This is a genomic window from Rathayibacter sp. AY1C9 (genome assembly GCF_002932315.1).
Taxonomy (GTDB): Bacteria; Actinomycetota; Actinomycetes; order Actinomycetales; family Microbacteriaceae; genus Rathayibacter.
This window is the reverse complement of the sequence record NZ_PSVZ01000002.1, coordinates 15,888-32,565: the sequence shown is the minus strand read 5'-3', so window position 1 is coordinate 32,565 and position 16,678 is coordinate 15,888. Positions and strand designations below refer to the sequence as shown.

The window sequence follows — 16,678 nt, the reverse complement described above, 5'->3', positions numbered from 1 at the left end:
GGATTCAGCCCCAGCCGACCACGTCGGCGACGGGCCGCACGAGCCCCGCGACCGCCCGCTCGAGCGCACTCTCGTCGACCGCGGCGAGCGCCGGCTCCGGATCGAGCACCAGGGCGCCGCCCCAGCCCATCACCTCGTACTCCACCAGGGTGCGCGCGAGCGTCTCGGGCGACCGCCAGGCGCGGAGGAGGTTCGCCCGCGCGAACGCGTGCGCGGCGCGTGCTCCCTCCCCGTGCGCGGCGCGGCCGTCGAGGACGGTGCGCAGCACGGTCTCGAGGGTCGGGATGCCCTGGCCGGCCGGGGAGACGACCTGCCAGGTGAGGGAGGGGCGGCTCGAGCGCAGGCCCCGCGCGACCTGGGCGACCGCATCGCCGCCGGCGGAGCGCAGTGCGGCGGGGACGAGCGGTTCGGCCCCCGCGGTGAGGCGGCACAGCGCCAGGAATGTCGCGGCGTGGCCGACCTCGCCGGACGGGTCCGCGCCGGTGACGATCGTGCTCTCGTAGCCCTGCTCGCGGGACTGGTGCAGAGCGCTCGGCAGCGGAGCCGCGGCGGGCACGGAGACGGGCCGGGACGTCTCGCAGACGGCGCGTTCGGGCCCGACCACGGCGAGCACCGGATCCCCGGCTCCCTGGGCGCGCTCGAGCGTCAGGGCGGTCCAGGCCGCGGCGCCCTCCGGAGGGAGCACCGCGGTGAGGCTCTGCGCCCCGGCCGTCGCCGTCCACGCGAGCGAGACCGCTCCGGGGGGAACGGCCAAGCGGAGGCGGGCAGCGCGGTCGGGCCCGTCGTCTCCGGCCGGGTCGCGCCAGCCGAGGGCGACGACGGCGAAGCGGGAGCGCTCGTCGACGACGGCGAGCGGGGGTGCGGCGGTCATGGGCTCCTCCTTCCTGGAGGGGTGGAGGCGGCGGGAACGCCCAGTGCGGCGAAGGGCTGCTCGGCCAGGCGGGCCGCGGCGTCCGCGAGCAGCGGGCGCGGCGGCCGCGCGGCGAGGGAGTCGACGAGCTCGCCCGCGAAGCCGGGCGCACCGCGCAGCAGGGCATCCCGGGCGACGGTGCGGGCCAGACGCTCGTCGTCGTGCACCAGCCGCTCCGCACGCAGCACCGCGCGATGCCGGGCGTGCTCGAGGGCGGAGTCGTCGCTCACCGCGAGGGCGCGGAGGCGGTGCCACGGATCGACGGGCACGGCGGTGTCGTCGACCAGCACGAAGAGGTCGTCGGCGACGGTGTCGCCCGGGCCGAAGAGTCCGGCGCTCGCGTCGAGTCCGGCCTGCGCAGCGAGCGCCTCGGCGGCGATCAGGTCGCCGAGCAGCTCGTCGGAGACGCGGGTCGACGGCGCGGCGGCGGTCGCGGCGAGCCGGCGGGCGGCGGGCTCGGCGCGGTACTCGGGGCGGGCCGTCCCAGGTGGGACGGCGACCGGTCCTGCCGCGCGATCGGGCGCCTCCGCGAGGGCCGCGACCAGGCGGTCCAGGAGCCGGGCGGGGTCGTCGGCCGTGACGCCGACCAGCACGGAGCCGGCCGGGCTGTAGTGGCGCCGGTGCAGCGCGCGCAGGACGGGCTCGGTCGCGCGGCCCTCGAGGTCGAGGTCGCCGCTGCCGTCGTGCGCGTTGGGGGCGTCGGCCCAGTAGCGGGCGGTCAGGTGCGGCCACGGCAGCACGCCGCCCGGAGCGGGGGCGAGGCGCGCGGCCCGCTCAGAGGCGACCGCGCGGATCTGCTCCGCGATCTGCTCCGGCAGGAAGGCGGGGCGGAAGACCTGCTCGACGAGCCGCTCCGCGATCACGGCGGCCGACCCGGGAGAGCCCGTCTCGAAGAACTCGGAGTAGTCGAGGTGGGTGTGACCGCCGAGGACGCCGCCGCTCTCGGCGACGCGGGTCTGCCGGACGAGACCGGCGACCCCCTCGCTGTCCTGGTAGACGAGGTGCTCGATCAGGTGCAGCATCCCCTCCTCGCCGTCGCGCTCGTGGCGCATACCGGCGGGCACGGCGAGGGCGACCGAGTCGTTGCGGACCTCCGGCCGGTGCACGACGAGCGCGCGGGCGCCGGAGGGCAGGGCGGCGGACAGGGTCGGGACGTCGCGGGCGCTCATTCCGCCCGCTCCCCCAGCTGTGCGGCGGACAGGCGCAGCAGCAGCCGCGCCTGATCGCTGCTGGCGCCCCCGGAGCGGTGCCAGTCGACGGCGTGCTGGGCCAGCCGGAACGCGGTGCCGACGCGCAGCAGCTCGGCGTCGTGGTCCTCCTCGAGCGAGAGTCCGCGGCGGAGCGCGTCGAGGGCCGGGCGGAGCGCGGGGTGGAAGGCGTGCAGCTCTGCGAGCTCCCCGAGCACCCAGGCGGCGTCCCAGACCGGGTCGGCGAGCCCGACGTCCTCGCCCGTGAGCAGAGCGACGCGGGTCCCGCCGACGACGAGGTGGGCGAGGCCGGGGTGGCCGTGGACCACGACCGCGGCCGGCGAGGCGACGACCGCCTCCGCCCAGTCGGCGAGCTCGAGGAGACCGCCGGCGCCGAGCTCCTCGGCGGCGGGCGCCCAGCCACCGGCGAGCCAGCCGCGGGCGCGCTGCAGCGGACGCGGAGGGAGCGGCTCCCCGGCGGGCCGGGCGCCGTGGAGCGCGTCCAGCGCGCCCTTCCACTCGCGGCCGACGGAGACGAGCGCCTCCTCCGACAGCTCGTGGAGGAGCGCGGGCAGCAGGGCGCGGGCGGTGGTGCGGTAGCGGCGGATCGACGGGTCGGCGCCTCCCGGCACGATCCGGGGATCGGGCGCTGCGAGGCGGACGGGCACCGGCGAGAACGGCAGCGGCGCCTGCTCTCCGAGGCGGCGGGTCCAGACGGTGGTCCCGTCGGGTCCTTCCGAGAGCTCGGTGACGAGCAGCCCGGTGACGAGGGCCCGCGGAGGGGCGGTGGTGCTCACGCCGACCTCGCCTCCTCCGCGGCCGCCGGTGCCGTGCGCAGCGACTCCAGGTGGCGCAGCACCGCGGGGAACGCGGGCGGCACCCAGGCGAGCGCCGTGTCGCTGGACTCGCTCGGCCCGGGCACGGGGTCGATGACGGTGAAGTTGGCCGGCTCGCGCAGCAGCGCGAGGGTGGACTCGACGACCGGGTTGCCGAGCGCCCGCGGCGGCAGCGACGGAGCGATGCACACCGGCGCCTCCGTCGTGAGGGCCGCGAGCAGCGACGGGGAGTCGGTGATGCCGTGCGCGAGGCGCGAGGCGTAGTCGAGGGTGGCCGGGTAGATCAGGATGAGGTCGGCCCACTCGGCGAGGTCGACGTGGGCGACGACGATCTCGTCGTCCCAGCGGTCGTCCTGGATCCGGCCGCGCAGTCGCGACTCCAGGTTGTGCCGGGTGGTGAAGCGGTAGGCCGAGTCGCGGACGAGCACGCGGAACTCGGTCGCCGGAGCGGCGGCGCGCGCCCACTGGATCCAGTAGGGCATGACCTGGGTCATGGCGGAGCCGGTCAGGACGAGGGCCACCCGGGAGTAGCCGAAGCGGCCGAGCGAGAGGTCGGAGAGTGCGGCGCTCTGCGCACCGGGCGGGGTGGTCATGGCGGTCTCCTCAGAGGGCGGCGGGCGGGAGGGCGGATCGGGTCGCGGCCGGCGGTGAGGACGGCGGCGGACGGGCGGACCGTGCCCGCGGAAAGGGCGGACGGGGATGGGCGGACCGTGCCCGCGGAAAGGGCGGACGGGGATGGGCGGACCGTGCCCGCGGAAAGGGCGGACGGGGATGGGCGGACGGCGCGAGCGGACGGCACGCGCCCGGGAGGGGCCGGGGCGACGCGGTCGAGGACCGGTCGCCCCGTGCCCGTCAGCACCCTGCGGTGAGGGTGACGCCGATGATGACGCCGGCGCAGAACGGGGTGGTGGCGGGCGCCTCGGAGGCGGCGTCGGTGCCGATCTCGTCGGCGGCGGTGAAGGTGTCGTGGGCGGTGGCGAGCTCGGCGAGGTCGGCGGACTGGACGGTCTGGGCGGTGATGGTCGACATGGTGTTCTCCTTGGATGAGTGGTGGCGGCGGATCCGCCGGGTCGTGCGGGGAGTGGTGCGGGTGGTCCGGCCGGAGGGCCGGGGAGCGGGTGCTGCGGGAGCACCCGGGCGGGAGGAGTGCCGGGTCAGCAGCCCGCGCCGAGGGTGGCGCCGACGATGATGCCGACGCACAGGGGCGTGGTGGCGGGCGCCTCGGTCGCGGCGTCCGAGCCGAGCTCGTCGACGGTGGCGAAGGTGTCGTGCGCTCCCGCGAGGGCGGTGAGGTCGGCGGACTGGGCGTCGGTGGAGATGGTGGTCATGATGTGTCCCTTTCGTGGAGTACCTCGGGCTGAGGTGGTGGTCCCCTCGGGATCGAGGGGAGGTTCGTGGGGCGCTAGCGGGCGGTGAGTCCCGGGCGGTCCGGGTCGATGCGCGCGGCGCGGGCGGCGTCGGCCCAGGCGTCGGCGGCGGGGATCGTCTCGGCCGAGGAGCGCAGGAGCGCTTCGGCGAGGACGCGGGAGCGGTGCTGGCCGAAGCTCAGTCCGCGGTAGGAGGAGCGCTCGTCGGCCGGGTCCTCGGCGTAGGCGAGGCCGTCGGCGAGCCTCTCGGCGAAGGCCGAGACGGCGGTGCGGGGCGAGGGCCGGGCATCGAGCAGCGGAGTGATCCTCCGGGCGACGTCGTCGGCGGAGTCGGCGGGCAGGTAGACGACGAGGGCGTCGGAGCGGGGGAAGGCCCGCGGGTCCGAGAGCGCCTTGGCCTGGTGGCGGGCTCCGGAGGCGGCGAGCGCCTCCAGGAGCGGGCCCCACAGGGCGAGCGCGTCCTCCGCCGAGTCGGCGACGAGCGAGAGGCGCACGACCCGGTCGGCGGGATCGAGTCCCATCGGGCCGAGGGCGAGGAGGTAGCCGGGAGTGGTGCGGGTGCGCCAGCTCGGCAGCCGGACGCCGGCGACGGCCCCGTCGGCGGAGCGGACGAGATCGACCTCGGGCACGAGGACCCGGACGCGGCCCAGCTCGACGACCCGGCGCTCCTCCCCCTGCACGGTGGCGGAGCCGAGCACCCCGGAGGGAGCGGGCTGCAGGACCGTGCGGTGCGGGATCGCGTCGATCAGCCGGGGGGCGAGGTCCTGGCCGTCGCCTCCGGCGGTCTCGCCGAGCAGCGGGTTCCGGAGGTGCAGGTGGGTGTAGACGGTGGCGGCGAGTCGGGCCCGCAGCTCGATCGGCCCGGTGGCCTCGATCACGGTCCCGTCGACCTCGGCCCGCAGCCGGGCGGCGTCGACGCTGATCACGGCCTCGTCGAGGACGGAGCGGGTGGTGAGGGCGGTCATCGCGGGCTCCTGTCGAATCCGAGGGCGGTGGAGTAGGCGGAGGGGGCGAGCAGGACGCGGCGGCCGATGCCGGCGGCGGCCCGCTCGATCCCGGGGAGGCGGGAGACCATCGAGGCCCGGGCGAGGGTGCGGTCGACGAGGTGCCAGCCCAGGTGGGCGGTGGCGCGGACGGCGAGGGCGTCGTCCGCGCCGGCGGTCTCGGCGGCGTAGGCGAGCCACATCCGCCGGATCCTCGGGACCAGTGCCGCCATCCGCTCCGCGATGCGGGCGTCCGCGGCCGCGGTGTCGAAGGCGAGGGGAGGAGCGGAGGCGCCCTCCCGGGTGGTCACGGTGTCGAGCACCGCGCGGTGGATCCACTCCCCCGCCAGCGTGCCGAGGTCGCGGGCCGGATCCCCGATCCCGAACTCCTCCCAGTCGAGCAGCTGGAGGCGCCCGTCGCGGAGGTGGAACTGGTCGAGGCGGAGGTCGCCGTGGATCGGGGCCGTGCGGTTGCCGCTCTCCCACTCGCGGAGATCCTCCGTGGCCGAGACGAGCTGCTCGTCGTGCTGCAGGTCGCCCCAGAAGGCGAGCTCGGCGAGGGTGAGGTCGACGTAGCGGGTGTGCGGGATGCCGACGCGCAGCATCTCGACGGGAGGGCTGGGGTGCGAGGTCGCGGTGAGGCCCGCCACCGGGCCGGCGTGCAGCCGGGCCAGGAGCCGGCCGGCCTGTTCGGGGAAGTCCGCGGGGACGCGCTCCTCCACGAGCAGGAGGGCCAGGCTGGTGCCGGGGCAGTGCTCGAACACCAGCAGGGAGTCGTCCTCGTCGGCCGCCAGCAGGCGGGGTCCGGCCGGGGCGTGCTCGGGGCTCCGGGCGGCGAAGCCGGCGAAGTCCCTGGAGCGGCGGAAGGCCGCGGGGCCCGCCGTCCGGGGCGAGACGTGCTTGACGAAGACGCGGGCGCCGTCGTCGAGGGTCATCGTCCACGACGCGTTCCGGCCGGCGAAGGCGGGGCGGTCGATCGCGGCGACGCGGTGGCGTCCGCCGCCGAGCAGCCGCTCGGTCGAGGCCGCCGCCCGGAGGGCCGCCGGATCCGCGGGGCGGTGCCCGGGGGTCGCGGGGCGGAGCCCGGGAGTCGCGAGGAGAGTCACGATCGTGTCCTTCGGTCGGTCGAGCGGATCAGAAGAGGTAGGTGACGACGAGGTAGGCGCCGCCCGCTCCCCCGACGAGGAGGGCGGTGTTGACGAGCAGCTTCTTGAGGGGCGAGGGGCGGGTCGAGGCGGTGCGCGAGATGGTCATGGTGGTGTCCTTCCGAGGGGTGGTGGTGGTGGATATCGGGAGCCGGGCCTAGGAGGCGTCGGCGGCCTTGAGGGAGGCGCGGAGCGAGACGCGGGAGCCGGTGCGGAGCGCGTTGTTGCGGTAGACGCGGACGACCAGGCGGAACAGCAGCGGCACCGTGATCGCGGCGACGACGGCGGCGATCACCATCTCGGGGGTGCCGACCGAGTCGAGGCCGAAGCGCATCGGCATCAGGTAGGAGGAGAAGAGGGGGACGAAGGAGAGCGCGTGCACCCAGGCCTCGTCGAGGTTCGCCGGCACCACGTAGAGCGCGATGATCAGCAGCGCCATCTGCACGACGGAGAGCGGCATGGCGGCGGTGCCCAGGTCCTCCTGCCTCGACACGGTCGAGGCGAGCAGGGTGCTGAGGAGCGCGAAGAGCACGTAGCCCTGCAGGAACCAGACGAGGAACCAGACCAGGCTCGGGCCGAGCTCGATCTCGAGGACCGACCACCCGCCGACCACGCTGAACCCGCCGACGACGGCGCCGCCGATCACGAGCAGCTGGGCCAGGGTCACCAGGCCGACGCCGATCATCTTCCCGGCGAGCAGCGGGGCGACGCCGATCTTCGTCAGCAGGATCTCGACGATCCGGGACGACTTCTCCTCGACCACCCCCGAGGCCAGACTCGACGAGGAGTAGACCATCGCGGCGAGCAGGGCGCTGATCATCGCGGTCGCGAACAGGATCCGGGTGTCGAGGACCACGGTCCCCGCCTCCCTCGTCGCGTCGACCAGGAACCAGCCGCCGATCCCGGCGCCGAGGCCGGCGATCGCGGCCAGCGCGAGGGTCGCGGTGAGGATCGTGCGGTTCCCGGTGCGGGTCAGGATCTCGCGGCGGACGATCGTCGCGGCTCCCCGGGCCGGCGTCGGAGGAGCGGAGCTCTCGGCGGTCCGGGCGTGGGCGGCGCGGGGGTGCGTGGTGGTCATCGTCCTGCTCCTTGGATCTCGAGGCGGCGCTCGGCCGCAGGGGTGGAGGCGGCGGTGAGCCGCTCGGACAGCAGCTCGGTCAGCGAGCGCTGCTCGGTGCGGATGCTCCGGAGGCCGCCGTGGCGGGTGAGGGTCGCGAGCACCTGCTCGGGGACGTCCCGGCCGCTGCCCTCGATCGAGACGAGCAGCGACTCCGGCTCACCGGGGACCGGCTCGGCCGACAGTCCCGGTGTGACGCCGAGCTCGGCGACGAGCAGGTCGTCCAGGGGGCGGGAGAACTGCAGCTGCCAGCGGCTGCGGCCGTCGTCCTGCAGCTCGGCCACCGCTCCGCTCGCGGTCACACGGCCGGAGTCGAGCACGCAGACGGTGTCGCAGAGGCGCTCGACCAGGTCGAGCTGGTGGGAGGAGAAGAGCACGCCGACGCCGCGGGCGGACTGCTGCCGGATCAGGCCGGCCATCGTCTCCACGGCGACCGGGTCGAGCCCCGAGAAGGGCTCGTCCAGCACCAGGAGCGACGGATCGCCCACCAGGGACACGGCCAGCTGCACGCGCTGCTGGTTGCCGAGCGAGAGGTCCTGCACCAGCGTGTCGGCCCGCTCGGCCAGGCCCAGCGCGTCGATCACCTCCTCGGCGGTCTCACGGGCTCCCCGGGCGTCGTGCCCCTCGAGCAGAGCGAAGTGGATCACCTGCTCGCGGACCCGCATCTGCGGGTAGAGGCCGCGCTCCTCCGGCATGTAGCCGATCGAGCGGCGGTCCTCGGCGGTGATCGGCGCGCCGTCCCAGGTGATGGTCCCCGTGTCGGGGGTGAGCAGGCCCAGGATCAGCCGCATCGTCGTGGTCTTGCCGGCGCCGTTGCCGCCGATGAAGCCGACGATCTCGCCGCGGCCCACGGACAGGTCCACGTCGTGCAGGACCCGGTGGCCGCCGAATGCACGGCTCACGCCGCTGAGCTGAAGCCCTCGCATGTCATCTCCTCGAAGTCGTTTCTCTTGACTCCTCAGACGCTACGGACGCTCTCGCGACGGGCTCCTGTACTTCGGTACAGCGCCGAGGTGGCCGAAAGTGCAGGTCCCGCATCACCGGACGTGCAGGTCCCGAGGCGGCCGCGCGTGCAGGTCCGGGGGCGGCCCGGGTGCGGGCCGCCTGCGTCCCGAGCACGACGGACGCCCCCGTGCTCGTCCGGTCGGCGACCGGAGCGCACAGGGGCGTCCGTGGAGGAGGAGGGGCCGGGTCAGGCCGTCGCGCAGCTCCCGTCGACCTCGCCGATGACGCCGTCCGTCACCGACACGACCGCGCAGTTCGGGTAGCCCCGCTGCGGCCGGTGCGCGGGGTCGAGCGCGCGGAGGATGCTCCCGAGCACCGCTCCGTGCGTCACGACCAGCACGTCCCCGTGCTCCGCCGCCGGCACGAACCGCGCGATCGCGGCCTCCACGCGGGCGCGCACGGTGGCACCGCTGTCGGCCCGGCCGGAGGGGTCGTGGCGGTGGATCGCGTCGAGCACCGAGTCGAGACCGGCGTCGGTCATCCGCGGCCAGTCGGCGGAGGAGGGCACGTAGGAGTAGCCGTGGTCGGCGAACACCGGCTCCCAGAGCGAGGCGTTCGGCTGCCCCTCGAAGGCGCCGAAGTGCCACTCGCGGAGCTCGACCATCGGCTCGGCCTCGAGCGACGGGTGCCCGGCGAGCGCCGCCGCCGCCGTGGTGCGGGTGCGGGTGAGGTCGCTCGTGAACGCCGCGACGAGCGGCACGCCGCGCATCCGCTCGCCGAGGGCCGCCGCCTGGCGCTCGCCGCGCTCGGTCAGCGGCGAGTCGCACCAGCCCTGCAGCTGGCCGGCGACGTTGAAGAGGGTCTCGGCGTGGCGGACGAGGTGGATCGTGCCGGTCACGGGCGCGCGCTCGCGGGCGTCGTCGGGCGGGCGGAGGTGGTGCGGTGCATGCGGTTCTCCGGGGTCAGCGCGCTACTCCGGAGCGGCGCGCGCGATGTGGAGGGCCAGGAAGGCGACCTCCTCGTTGGGCAGGGCGGCCTGGTACTCGGCCGCCACGAAGGAGCGCACGCGCTCGGCGGAGGCGATCGCGCGCGGGTAGCGGGCGCTGAGGCTGGTGAAGAGGAAGTCGTCCTCGCTCTCGAGCAGGCCGCCCGAGAAGAAGCGCTCGGCGAAGTACTGCAGGTGCGCCACGAAGCGGGCGGAGCGGAGGTCGTCGCGGTCGAGCGCGGCTCCGCTGGAGTGCTGGATGATCGCGGTCACCGAGCGGATGAGCTGCACGATCCGGAGCGAGTCGATCCCGACCTTGCCGAGCTCCGCGTTGGCGAGGTGGAAGGCGACGTTCGCGGCCTCGTCGGCGGGCAGCTCCACGTCCAGGCGCTCGCGCATCCGCTCGACCGCCCGCTCCCCCACCGCGTACTGCACGGGGTAGACCGTCCGCATCTCCCAGGCCAGCCGGTTGGCGACCGAGAGCCCGCGCCGCTGCCGCTCCACCGCGAAGTGCAGGTGGTCGGTGAGCGCGAGGTACACGTGCGGGTCGAGCTTCAGCCCCTGCTCCTCCGCGTCGGCGACGACCGCGCGGGTGAGCTCGACGAACTCCGGCGGGATCTGGGCCAGGAGCTCGACGAGGTTGCGCTGGTCCGAGTCGTCCAGCGCCACGAACACCTGGTCGACGCTCGAGGGCTCGATCGCCTCGCCGGCCTTCGCTCCGAAGCCGATCCCCCTGCCCAGGAGCACGCGCTCGACGCCGCGCTCGTCGACGACGAGGACGACGCTCGAGTTGAGCACCTTCTTGATGGTCTGCATGCGTGTCTCCGTCGACGGCCGCGTCAGGGCTGGGGTGGGGGTGGCGGGGCGTCTGCCCGGAGAGCCGGACGGCGCCTCCGGGCAGAGGAGGATCATCCCAGATCCGCGCCGTTGGAGGCGATGACCTTCTGGTACCAGAAGAACGAGTCCTTCCGGTAGCGCTCGGTGCTGCCGTGGCCGAGGTCGTCCATGTCGACGTAGACGAACCCGTAGCGCTTCGAGATCTGCGAGCTGGAGGCGCTGATCAGGTCGATCGGCGCCCAGCTCACGTAGCCGAGCAGCTCCACGCCCTCGTCCACCGCCTGGATCATCTGCTCGAAGTGCGCGCGGAAGTAGTCGATCCGGTACGGGTCGTGGACCCGGCCGTCCTCGGTCAGCTCGTCGCGCATCCCGAGCCCGTTCTCGACGATGAACAGCGGCTTGCCGTAGCGGTCGTAGAGGTCGATCAGCGAGATCCGCAGCCCGACGGGGTCGATCTGCCAGCCCCACTCGCTCGACTCGAGGAACGGGTTCTTGACGCCGAGGACCGTGTTGCCGGGGGTGCGCTCGGCGTCGGGGCGCACGGACTCCGTCATCGACATGTAGTAGCTGAACGAGATGAAGTCGACGGGGTGCTCGCGCAGCAGCTCGACGTCGCCCGCCTCGAACGGGATCTCGACTCCGCGGCTCTCGAGCGCCCGCAGCGCCAGGCGCGGGTAGGCGCCGCCCGCCTGGACGTCGGTGCAGAGGTAGAGCATCCGCTCCTTCGCCTGCGTCGCCGCGACGTCGTCGGGGTGGCAGGTGTTGGGGTAGGTGGTCAGCATCGTGAGCATGCAGCCCATCCGCGACTCGGGCCACAGCTCCTTCAGCGTCCTCGTGACCGAGGCGGAGGCAACGAACTGGTGGTGCAGAGCCGTGTAGCAGGCCTGCTCCACGCTGCCCTCGACGGTCTCCTCGATGATCCCGCCCGAGGTGAACGGGTGGCGGATGATGCCGTCGATCTCGTTGAAGGTCAGCCACATGTCGACGTGGTGGCCGAAGCGCTCGAAGCAGGTGCGGGCGAAGCGCTCGAACAGCCCGATCGTGCGGCGGTCGACCCAGCCGTTGTGCTTCAGCGCGAGCGCGAGCGGCGGGTCGTAGTGCGAGAGCGTGACCAGCGGCTCTATCCCGAGGCGCCGCATCTCGGTGAAGAGGGCGAGGTAGTAGGCGATGCCCTCCTCGAGCGGCTCCGCCTCCTCCCCCGTCGGGTAGAGGCGGGTCCAGGCGATCGAGACGCGGAGGGTGGTGAAGCCCATCTCGGCGAACAGCGCGAGGTCGCCGGGGTAGCGGTGGTAGAAGTCGATGCCGCGGCGCTTGGGGTAGTACTCGGTGTCGTCGTCGGACATCGCCGCCGTGATGCTCTCCACCGTGTTGCGGTGGTGGATCGCGTACTCCTTCGGGTCCGCCTTCGGCTTGTAGGAGGCGACGTCGCTGACCGCCGGGCCGCGCCCGCCCTCGCGCCACGCGCCCTCGACCTGGTTGGCGGCGAGGGCGCCGCCCCATCGGAATCCGTCAGGAAGCGCCATCGGCGAGCTCCTTCTCTCTCTGCGTCACGGTCATGATCCGGTCGCCGGCGGTGATCCGCTCGGCGGCCTCGACGAGCACGGTGTACTCGGCGGAGTTGGTCACGAGCACCGGGGTCGTGGTGTCGTAGCCGGCCGCGGTGATCGCGGCCAGGTCGGCGGTGAGGAGGAGCTGCCCGGCCTCGACCCGGTCGCCGACCGCGACGTGCGCCTCGAACGGCGCGCCGTCCAGCTGCACCGTGTCGATGCCGACGTGGATGAGCACCTCGACGCCGTCCGCGCGGCGCAGCCCCACGGCGTGGCGGGAGGACAGCAGTGCGATGACCTCGCCCGCGAACGGCGCCCGGACGGCTCCGTCGGTGGGGCGGATCGCCAGCCCCTCGCCGAGCACGCCGGCCGAGAACACGGGGTCCGGCACCTCCGAGAGGGGGATGACGGAGCCGGTGAGCGGCGCCTGCAGCGCGAGCGGGCTCCCGGCGGCGGCCGCCACATCGCCGAGCGCCTGGACGCTGGCGGAGGCGTCGTCGCGCCAGATGACGAAGGAGACGACGAACGAGACGGCGACCGAGATCAGCAGGCCGATCACGGCGTTGAGCAGGTTCCAGGGGTTCAGCCCGTCGATGAACATCGAGATGCTCGCGACGCCGGGGCTGACCAGCGCGAACGCGGCGACCTGCGTGGCGCCGATGTAGGCGCCTCCGACCACGCTGCCCGTGATGACGGAGACGAGGGCGCGCTTGTTCTGCAGCGTGACGCCGTAGAGCGCCGGCTCGGTGATCCCGAAGAGGGCCGAGAGGCCGCCCGAGAAGGCGGTGGCGCGGAGGGTCGCGCTCTTGGTGCGCAGGGCGATCGCGAGGCTGGAGCCCGCCTCCGCCGCGTTGTGGGCGAGCGAGGAGGCGAGGTAGAAGGTGTCCTTGCCCGCGCTGGCCATCGTCGCGATGGTCGGCGGGATGAACGCCTTGTGCATGCCGACCGAGATGATCAGCGGGAGCACGCCGGCCAGCAGCGCGACGGCCACCCAGCCGAGCGCCCCGTAGAGGCCGATCATCGCGCCGGTGAGCATCGAGCCGAGCCAGTAGCCGAGGGGGCCGAGCAGGAAGATCGTGGCCGGAGCGACGATCACCAGGCACATCAGCGGCACGTAGAACGTGCGGATCGGACCCCACGAGTGCTTCGTGAAGAAGCGCTCGACGACCGAGAGCAGCAGCACGGCCAGGGTCGCCGGGAACACCTGCGCGTTGTAGGCGATGACCGGCACCGGGATGCCGAAGAGCGCGACGCCGCCCTCCTGGTTGAGCAGCGTCGTGAACGCCGGGAAGACCAGGACGCCGACGAGCCCGAGCGCGAGCGGCCGGTTCACGTCGAGCTTCTTCGCGCTCGTGTAGGCGACGAGCAGCGGCAGGAAGCCGAACACCGCGTCCGGGATGGCGGACAGCAGCTTGAAGTTGTCGGAGGCCGGGTCGAGCCAGCCCAGCGCCGAGGCGAGGACGAGGAACGACTTGAAGATGCCGGCGCCCGCGATGGCCGGGATGATCGGCGTGAACACGCTGACCACGAAGTCCATGATCGTCGCGCCGAGGCGCTTGAGGGATCGCGGCTGCTTCGCCTGCTCCGCGGATGCGGTGGTGCCGCCGCGCAGCTTCTCGACCGCCGCGTACATCTCGCTGACGCCGCTGCCGACGATGACCTGCGTCTGCGGGCCTGTGACGACGCCGATCACGCCGGGCACCGCCTTCAACGCCTCGACGTCGGCCTTCGCGTCGTCCGCCAGCGCGAACCGCAGACGGGTCGAGCAGTGCTGCAGCTTCGCCACGTTGGCGGCGCCGCCGACGTGCTCGAGGATCGCCTTCGCGCTCTCCTGGGTACTCATCGGTACTCCTCCGGGTGTGTGGGGACGCGCGCTTCCCTGCGCTGTGCTGCCCGGCCGTCCGTCGCCGTCCCCGCCCCCTCCGGCACCGTCATCGGTGCTCCGGCGGAGCGTCAGGAGGCGTCCGGGCACAAAAAAAGGACCCGACGACGCTCATTACGCGTTTCGTCGGATCCTGCCTGCACGACCAGTCACATGTCCGAGAGCGAACGTAACACGGGGGCGGGTGGAGCGTCAAAGAGGGGGGCGTGCGCACGGCCATCGCGTACGGGCGGTTGTTGCACCGGTGTCGGCATGATGGACACGTGGACACTCTCGACGTCGTTGCGGCGGTCATCAGCGATCGCGGCCGTATTCTTGCCTGCCGTCGGCGGGCGGACAAGGCGGCTGGCGGGCTCTGGGAATTTCCCGGCGGCAAGAGAGAACCTGGCGAAACGGCTGAAGTCGCCCTCGCGAGGGAGATCCGCGAGGAGCTGAGCGTGGAGATCGAGGTCGGCCCCAAGCTGACGTCAGACGAAACGGAGGTCGGCGCTCTCACCATTCGGTTGCACTGCTTCCGAGCCGTGGTTCGTGGCCCACGCCCCACGGAGAGCACCGACCACGACCAACTCCTCTGGCTCCTTCCGAGCGAACTCCCCGGACTGGAGTGGGCCCACCCCGATCTGCCGGCCGTTCGGCTTCTTTCCTCTAGGGATCGATGAGGTCGAAGCCCTCGTCAGACCTGAACGCTGTGATGATCGAGAGGCTGCGGATGAGATCCAGCATGTCCTCTTCCGGGCGACCGGGAAGCAGGATGACGGGGACTGCCGCGTAGCCCTCGCGCTGCGCAAGATGGGCATAGTCGAGCACCTGCCCGATGGCCATGCGGACGAAGGACCGGGCGGTCGACTTCTTGGCTTCGACAATCCAGCCGCTCGATCGGACGTAGAGGTCCGGCTCGACCCGTGAGCTGCCGACCGGGAGCGTCAGACGACTGGGCGGCGTGCCGTTCTCGGTCAGCCAGAGCCCAAAGTCGGACTGCAGCTCGAACTCGATTCGGGAGACGACCCGGTCATCGAGAGGGCTGACATCCGCACCCGCGATGACGATGTCGGAGTGCTCGGGAGGCGTCCAGTCGCCGAGCGAGGCGGCGGACTCCTGTGTGCCACCGTAGGTCGGCAGCCGAGTGATGTCCGCCGCAAGCGGCAGGAGAGTGAAGATGATGCCGCGTCGCTGCGTCCCTTCGGTGTCCGGGATGATCTCCCACCGGTAGGTCGGAGTCCCTGTCGTGAAGGCACCGATGTAGGTCACGCTCGTTCCCTGCACCGTGAACAGCCGAAGCACCCGCCCATCCTGCGCCGCGTCCCGGAGAGCCTTGTTGCCGCGAAGAAAAACCTGGTCACCGACCTGCCCTTCTCCCGTGTAGGAGTAGGACCCGTCCTCGCGAAGTCCCTCGAACCGGTCGTAGCCGTATCGAGCTCCCTTCGCCGGATCGGTGAAGATGAAGATTTCACGGAGCGCTCGCGGCGTCACGATCCCCTGCTGCTGCTGCCCTCCGTAGGCGCGGTGGATATCACGCCGGAGGACCTGGTCGCCCACTTCCAAGGTGAACCGACGCTCGGTGGTGTCTCGTCGAAGCAGACGGGAGCGGACAGCCTCCGCCTGCTCTTCGGTCAGATCCCACCGAGATTCCTCAGCGGGAAGAGTTCCGTAGGAGGAGCGGAGGAGGCTTCGGATTCGACGCTGAGAAACGCCCAGTTCAAGTGAGAGTGTGGCGGGAGTAACGGGAGGCATCTCGCGAGACTAGGAATGCTCGGAGCGCGTTCTGTCGAGGTGCACTCGTGTTAGCGACAGAGTTACTCATTTTGCGTAACTGCCGAACTTTGTGCCGCATAGGTCCCAGAAAAGAGGTCACGGAAGAGATCATTACTCACTATCGCCAGAGTTGAAAGACGCTAATGCGGTCGCGTCTGCCGCTGTTGCGGCGTCGGGACGACCCTCCATCAGAGGAAAGAGGTTCTCCCCCTCACTCCCCGCACCCCGCCAGCACCGCCTCCGCCGCCTCCCGGTCCTGCGCCCCGACCCCCAGCCCGTACTCGCTGAGCACTTCCACGAACTGCTCCACATACCCGCAGCGCAGCTCCGCGGCCGGTGGCAGCCACTCCCCCGGGCCGGCGTCGCTCTTCGCGCGGTTGGTCTGCTCGGAGGCGGCGACGAGGTTCGCGGGGTCGTTCGCGAAGGCGAGGCGCTGGTCGTCCGTCCACGACCAGGCGCCGTGGTGCCAGGCCCAGCCGAGGGCGACGACGTGGTCGATCTGTACGAGGCGGGAAGTGTCGGTCCCGGAGACGAAGGCGACCGAGGTGCCGTCGTAGGGGTCGATCAGGGTGCCGGTGAGGACCTTGCAGTCGCGGGTGCCGGGCTTGAACACAGGGGCGAGCAGGTCGCGGCCGAGGACGTCGTTGCGGGTGTCGCAGCCGTTGCGGTCGACGTCCGACCACGCCTGTCCGAAGAGGTCGCGGTCGTAGGGGACGGCGGCGGGGCCTTCGACCGAGGGGAGAGCGGCCAGCGTCGCGAGGGACGGAGTGGACGGCTCCGCTTCCGGAGCGGACGGCTCGACGTCCGCCGAGGGGCTGCTCGGCGCGGGAGCAGCGGGACTGCTCGACGCCGCAGAAGCATCGGCCGAGGAGGACACCGCCTCCGGTCCGCCTCCTCCCGCCGTGTCCGACAGCGCGACGGCTGCGGCGGCGAGCGCCGCGGCCCCCAGCAGAGCGAGGACCGCACCGGCCCGTCGACGAGGGCGCCGGCGCACGGGGGCGGCCGACCAGTGGCGCATGATCGCCCCCTCCTGCGACGAGACCCGCGATGCGGTCGACGCGACGCGCCTCCTCAGTATGCGGAGTGACCCGCTCCGGGCTCGACGGTCGGGCGGAGCGTCGGGAACGGGGCGGCCGCGCGGAGCGACGGCGTCGACGGTCGGGATCAAGCCTCCCGGAGGCCACC

Annotated in this window: 17 protein-coding genes; 1 reads left to right on the top strand and 16 read right to left on the bottom strand. The window is 72.9% G+C overall.

Features of this window, described 5'->3' with window-relative positions; all coding sequences use genetic code 11:
* Nucleotides 1-4: 4 nt before the first annotated feature.
* The 14 genes from C5D09_RS02560 to C5D09_RS02505 form a co-directional block, all read right to left on the bottom strand.
* Nucleotides 5-871, bottom strand: a complete 867-nt coding sequence (locus C5D09_RS02560) for a hypothetical protein (protein ID WP_104268546.1) — start codon at nucleotides 869-871, stop codon at nucleotides 5-7.
* On the bottom strand, nucleotides 868-2,079 hold the full coding sequence (locus C5D09_RS02555; protein ID WP_104246981.1) for a pitrilysin family protein: 1,212 nt from the start codon (nucleotides 2,077-2,079) through the stop codon (nucleotides 868-870). The genes C5D09_RS02560 and C5D09_RS02555 overlap by 4 nt, the downstream gene beginning before the upstream one ends.
* Nucleotides 2,076-2,894 (bottom strand): hypothetical protein, encoded by an 819-nt coding sequence (locus C5D09_RS02550; protein ID WP_104225968.1) that lies wholly within the window; start codon nucleotides 2,892-2,894, stop codon nucleotides 2,076-2,078. Before C5D09_RS02550 ends, C5D09_RS02555 begins: the two co-directional genes overlap by 4 nt.
* The gene (locus C5D09_RS02545; protein WP_104225100.1) at nucleotides 2,891-3,526 is read right to left on the bottom strand and encodes a flavoprotein; all 636 of its coding nucleotides are present in this window, start codon (nucleotides 3,524-3,526) and stop codon (nucleotides 2,891-2,893) included. The genes C5D09_RS02550 and C5D09_RS02545 overlap by 4 nt, the downstream gene beginning before the upstream one ends.
* A gap of 259 nt (nucleotides 3,527-3,785) precedes the next feature.
* Nucleotides 3,786-3,962 carry a hypothetical protein gene (locus tag C5D09_RS17350; protein ID WP_181027123.1) on the bottom strand — a complete coding sequence of 59 codons (177 nt, stop codon included), beginning with the start codon at nucleotides 3,960-3,962 and terminating at the stop codon, nucleotides 3,786-3,788.
* 125 nt (nucleotides 3,963-4,087) lie between these two features.
* Entirely contained in the window at nucleotides 4,088-4,261 is a 174-nt protein-coding gene (locus C5D09_RS17345; protein WP_181027122.1) for a hypothetical protein, read from the bottom strand.
* A 74-nt stretch (nucleotides 4,262-4,335) separates the two neighbouring features.
* Nucleotides 4,336-5,265 (bottom strand): T3SS effector HopA1 family protein, encoded by a 930-nt coding sequence (locus tag C5D09_RS02540; protein ID WP_104225969.1) that lies wholly within the window; start codon nucleotides 5,263-5,265, stop codon nucleotides 4,336-4,338.
* A complete protein-coding gene (gene lxmK / locus C5D09_RS02535; protein ID WP_258059357.1) occupies nucleotides 5,262-6,389 on the bottom strand; it encodes a class V lanthionine synthetase subunit LxmK in 1,128 nt (375 codons plus the stop codon). The genes C5D09_RS02540 and lxmK overlap by 4 nt, the downstream gene beginning before the upstream one ends.
* Nucleotides 6,390-6,585: 196 nt before the next feature.
* Nucleotides 6,586-7,506 (bottom strand): ABC transporter permease, encoded by a 921-nt coding sequence (locus C5D09_RS02530; RefSeq protein WP_104225127.1) that lies wholly within the window; start codon nucleotides 7,504-7,506, stop codon nucleotides 6,586-6,588.
* Nucleotides 7,503-8,447: an ABC transporter ATP-binding protein gene (locus C5D09_RS02525; protein ID WP_258059358.1), complete on the bottom strand. Its 945-nt coding sequence runs from the start codon at nucleotides 8,445-8,447 to the stop codon at nucleotides 7,503-7,505. Before C5D09_RS02525 ends, C5D09_RS02530 begins: the two co-directional genes overlap by 4 nt.
* 290 nt (nucleotides 8,448-8,737) lie before the next feature.
* Nucleotides 8,738-9,388: a histidine phosphatase family protein gene (locus C5D09_RS02520; protein WP_104268545.1), complete on the bottom strand. Its 651-nt coding sequence runs from the start codon at nucleotides 9,386-9,388 to the stop codon at nucleotides 8,738-8,740.
* A gap of 72 nt (nucleotides 9,389-9,460) precedes the next feature.
* Entirely contained in the window at nucleotides 9,461-10,291 is an 831-nt protein-coding gene (locus C5D09_RS02515; RefSeq protein WP_104225973.1) for a PRD domain-containing protein, read from the bottom strand.
* 92 nt (nucleotides 10,292-10,383) lie between these two features.
* Nucleotides 10,384-11,835, bottom strand: a complete 1,452-nt coding sequence (locus C5D09_RS02510) for a glycoside hydrolase family 1 protein (protein WP_104268544.1) — start codon at nucleotides 11,833-11,835, stop codon at nucleotides 10,384-10,386.
* Nucleotides 11,822-13,702 carry a beta-glucoside-specific PTS transporter subunit IIABC gene (locus C5D09_RS02505; protein ID WP_104268543.1) on the bottom strand — a complete coding sequence of 627 codons (1,881 nt, stop codon included), beginning with the start codon at nucleotides 13,700-13,702 and terminating at the stop codon, nucleotides 11,822-11,824. Before C5D09_RS02505 ends, C5D09_RS02510 begins: the two co-directional genes overlap by 14 nt.
* A 302-nt stretch (nucleotides 13,703-14,004) precedes the next feature.
* On the opposite strand from C5D09_RS02505, the gene C5D09_RS02500 reads away from it, so the two are divergent.
* Nucleotides 14,005-14,400 carry a (deoxy)nucleoside triphosphate pyrophosphohydrolase gene (locus tag C5D09_RS02500; RefSeq protein WP_104268542.1) on the top strand — a complete coding sequence of 132 codons (396 nt, stop codon included), beginning with the start codon at nucleotides 14,005-14,007 and terminating at the stop codon, nucleotides 14,398-14,400.
* Here the strand turns inward: C5D09_RS02500 and C5D09_RS02495 are convergent.
* Both C5D09_RS02495 and C5D09_RS02490 read right to left on the bottom strand, forming a co-directional pair.
* Nucleotides 14,387-15,277: a hypothetical protein gene (locus tag C5D09_RS02495; RefSeq protein WP_258063190.1), complete on the bottom strand. Its 891-nt coding sequence runs from the start codon at nucleotides 15,275-15,277 to the stop codon at nucleotides 14,387-14,389. The genes C5D09_RS02500 and C5D09_RS02495 overlap by 14 nt on opposite strands.
* 427 nt (nucleotides 15,278-15,704) lie before the next feature.
* The gene (locus tag C5D09_RS02490; protein ID WP_104268541.1) at nucleotides 15,705-16,511 is read right to left on the bottom strand and encodes an HNH endonuclease family protein; all 807 of its coding nucleotides are present in this window, start codon (nucleotides 16,509-16,511) and stop codon (nucleotides 15,705-15,707) included.
* Between the last annotated feature and the right edge of the window lie 167 nt (nucleotides 16,512-16,678).

What these genes read in the sequence shown, in the direction of transcription:
- C5D09_RS02560 (WP_104268546.1), bottom strand. Translation starts at nt 871, where the DNA reads ATGACCGCCGCACCCCCGCTCGCCGTCGTCGACGAGCGCTCCCGCTTC.
- C5D09_RS02555 (WP_104246981.1), bottom strand. Translation starts at nt 2,079, where the DNA reads ATGAGCGCCCGCGACGTCCCGACCCTGTCCGCCGCCCTGCCCTCCGGC.
- C5D09_RS02545 (WP_104225100.1), bottom strand. Translation starts at nt 3,526, where the DNA reads ATGACCACCCCGCCCGGTGCGCAGAGCGCCGCACTCTCCGACCTCTCG.
- C5D09_RS17350 (WP_181027123.1), bottom strand. Translation starts at nt 3,962, where the DNA reads ATGTCGACCATCACCGCCCAGACCGTCCAGTCCGCCGACCTCGCCGAG.
- C5D09_RS17345 (WP_181027122.1), bottom strand. Translation starts at nt 4,261, where the DNA reads ATGACCACCATCTCCACCGACGCCCAGTCCGCCGACCTCACCGCCCTC.
- C5D09_RS02540 (WP_104225969.1), bottom strand. Translation starts at nt 5,265, where the DNA reads ATGACCGCCCTCACCACCCGCTCCGTCCTCGACGAGGCCGTGATCAGC.
- C5D09_RS02530 (WP_104225127.1), bottom strand. Translation starts at nt 7,506, where the DNA reads ATGACCACCACGCACCCCCGCGCCGCCCACGCCCGGACCGCCGAGAGC.
- C5D09_RS02515 (WP_104225973.1), bottom strand. Translation starts at nt 10,291, where the DNA reads ATGCAGACCATCAAGAAGGTGCTCAACTCGAGCGTCGTCCTCGTCGTC.
- C5D09_RS02510 (WP_104268544.1), bottom strand. Translation starts at nt 11,835, where the DNA reads ATGGCGCTTCCTGACGGATTCCGATGGGGCGGCGCCCTCGCCGCCAAC.
- C5D09_RS02505 (WP_104268543.1), bottom strand. Translation starts at nt 13,702, where the DNA reads ATGAGTACCCAGGAGAGCGCGAAGGCGATCCTCGAGCACGTCGGCGGC.
- C5D09_RS02490 (WP_104268541.1), bottom strand. Translation starts at nt 16,511, where the DNA reads ATGCGCCACTGGTCGGCCGCCCCCGTGCGCCGGCGCCCTCGTCGACGG.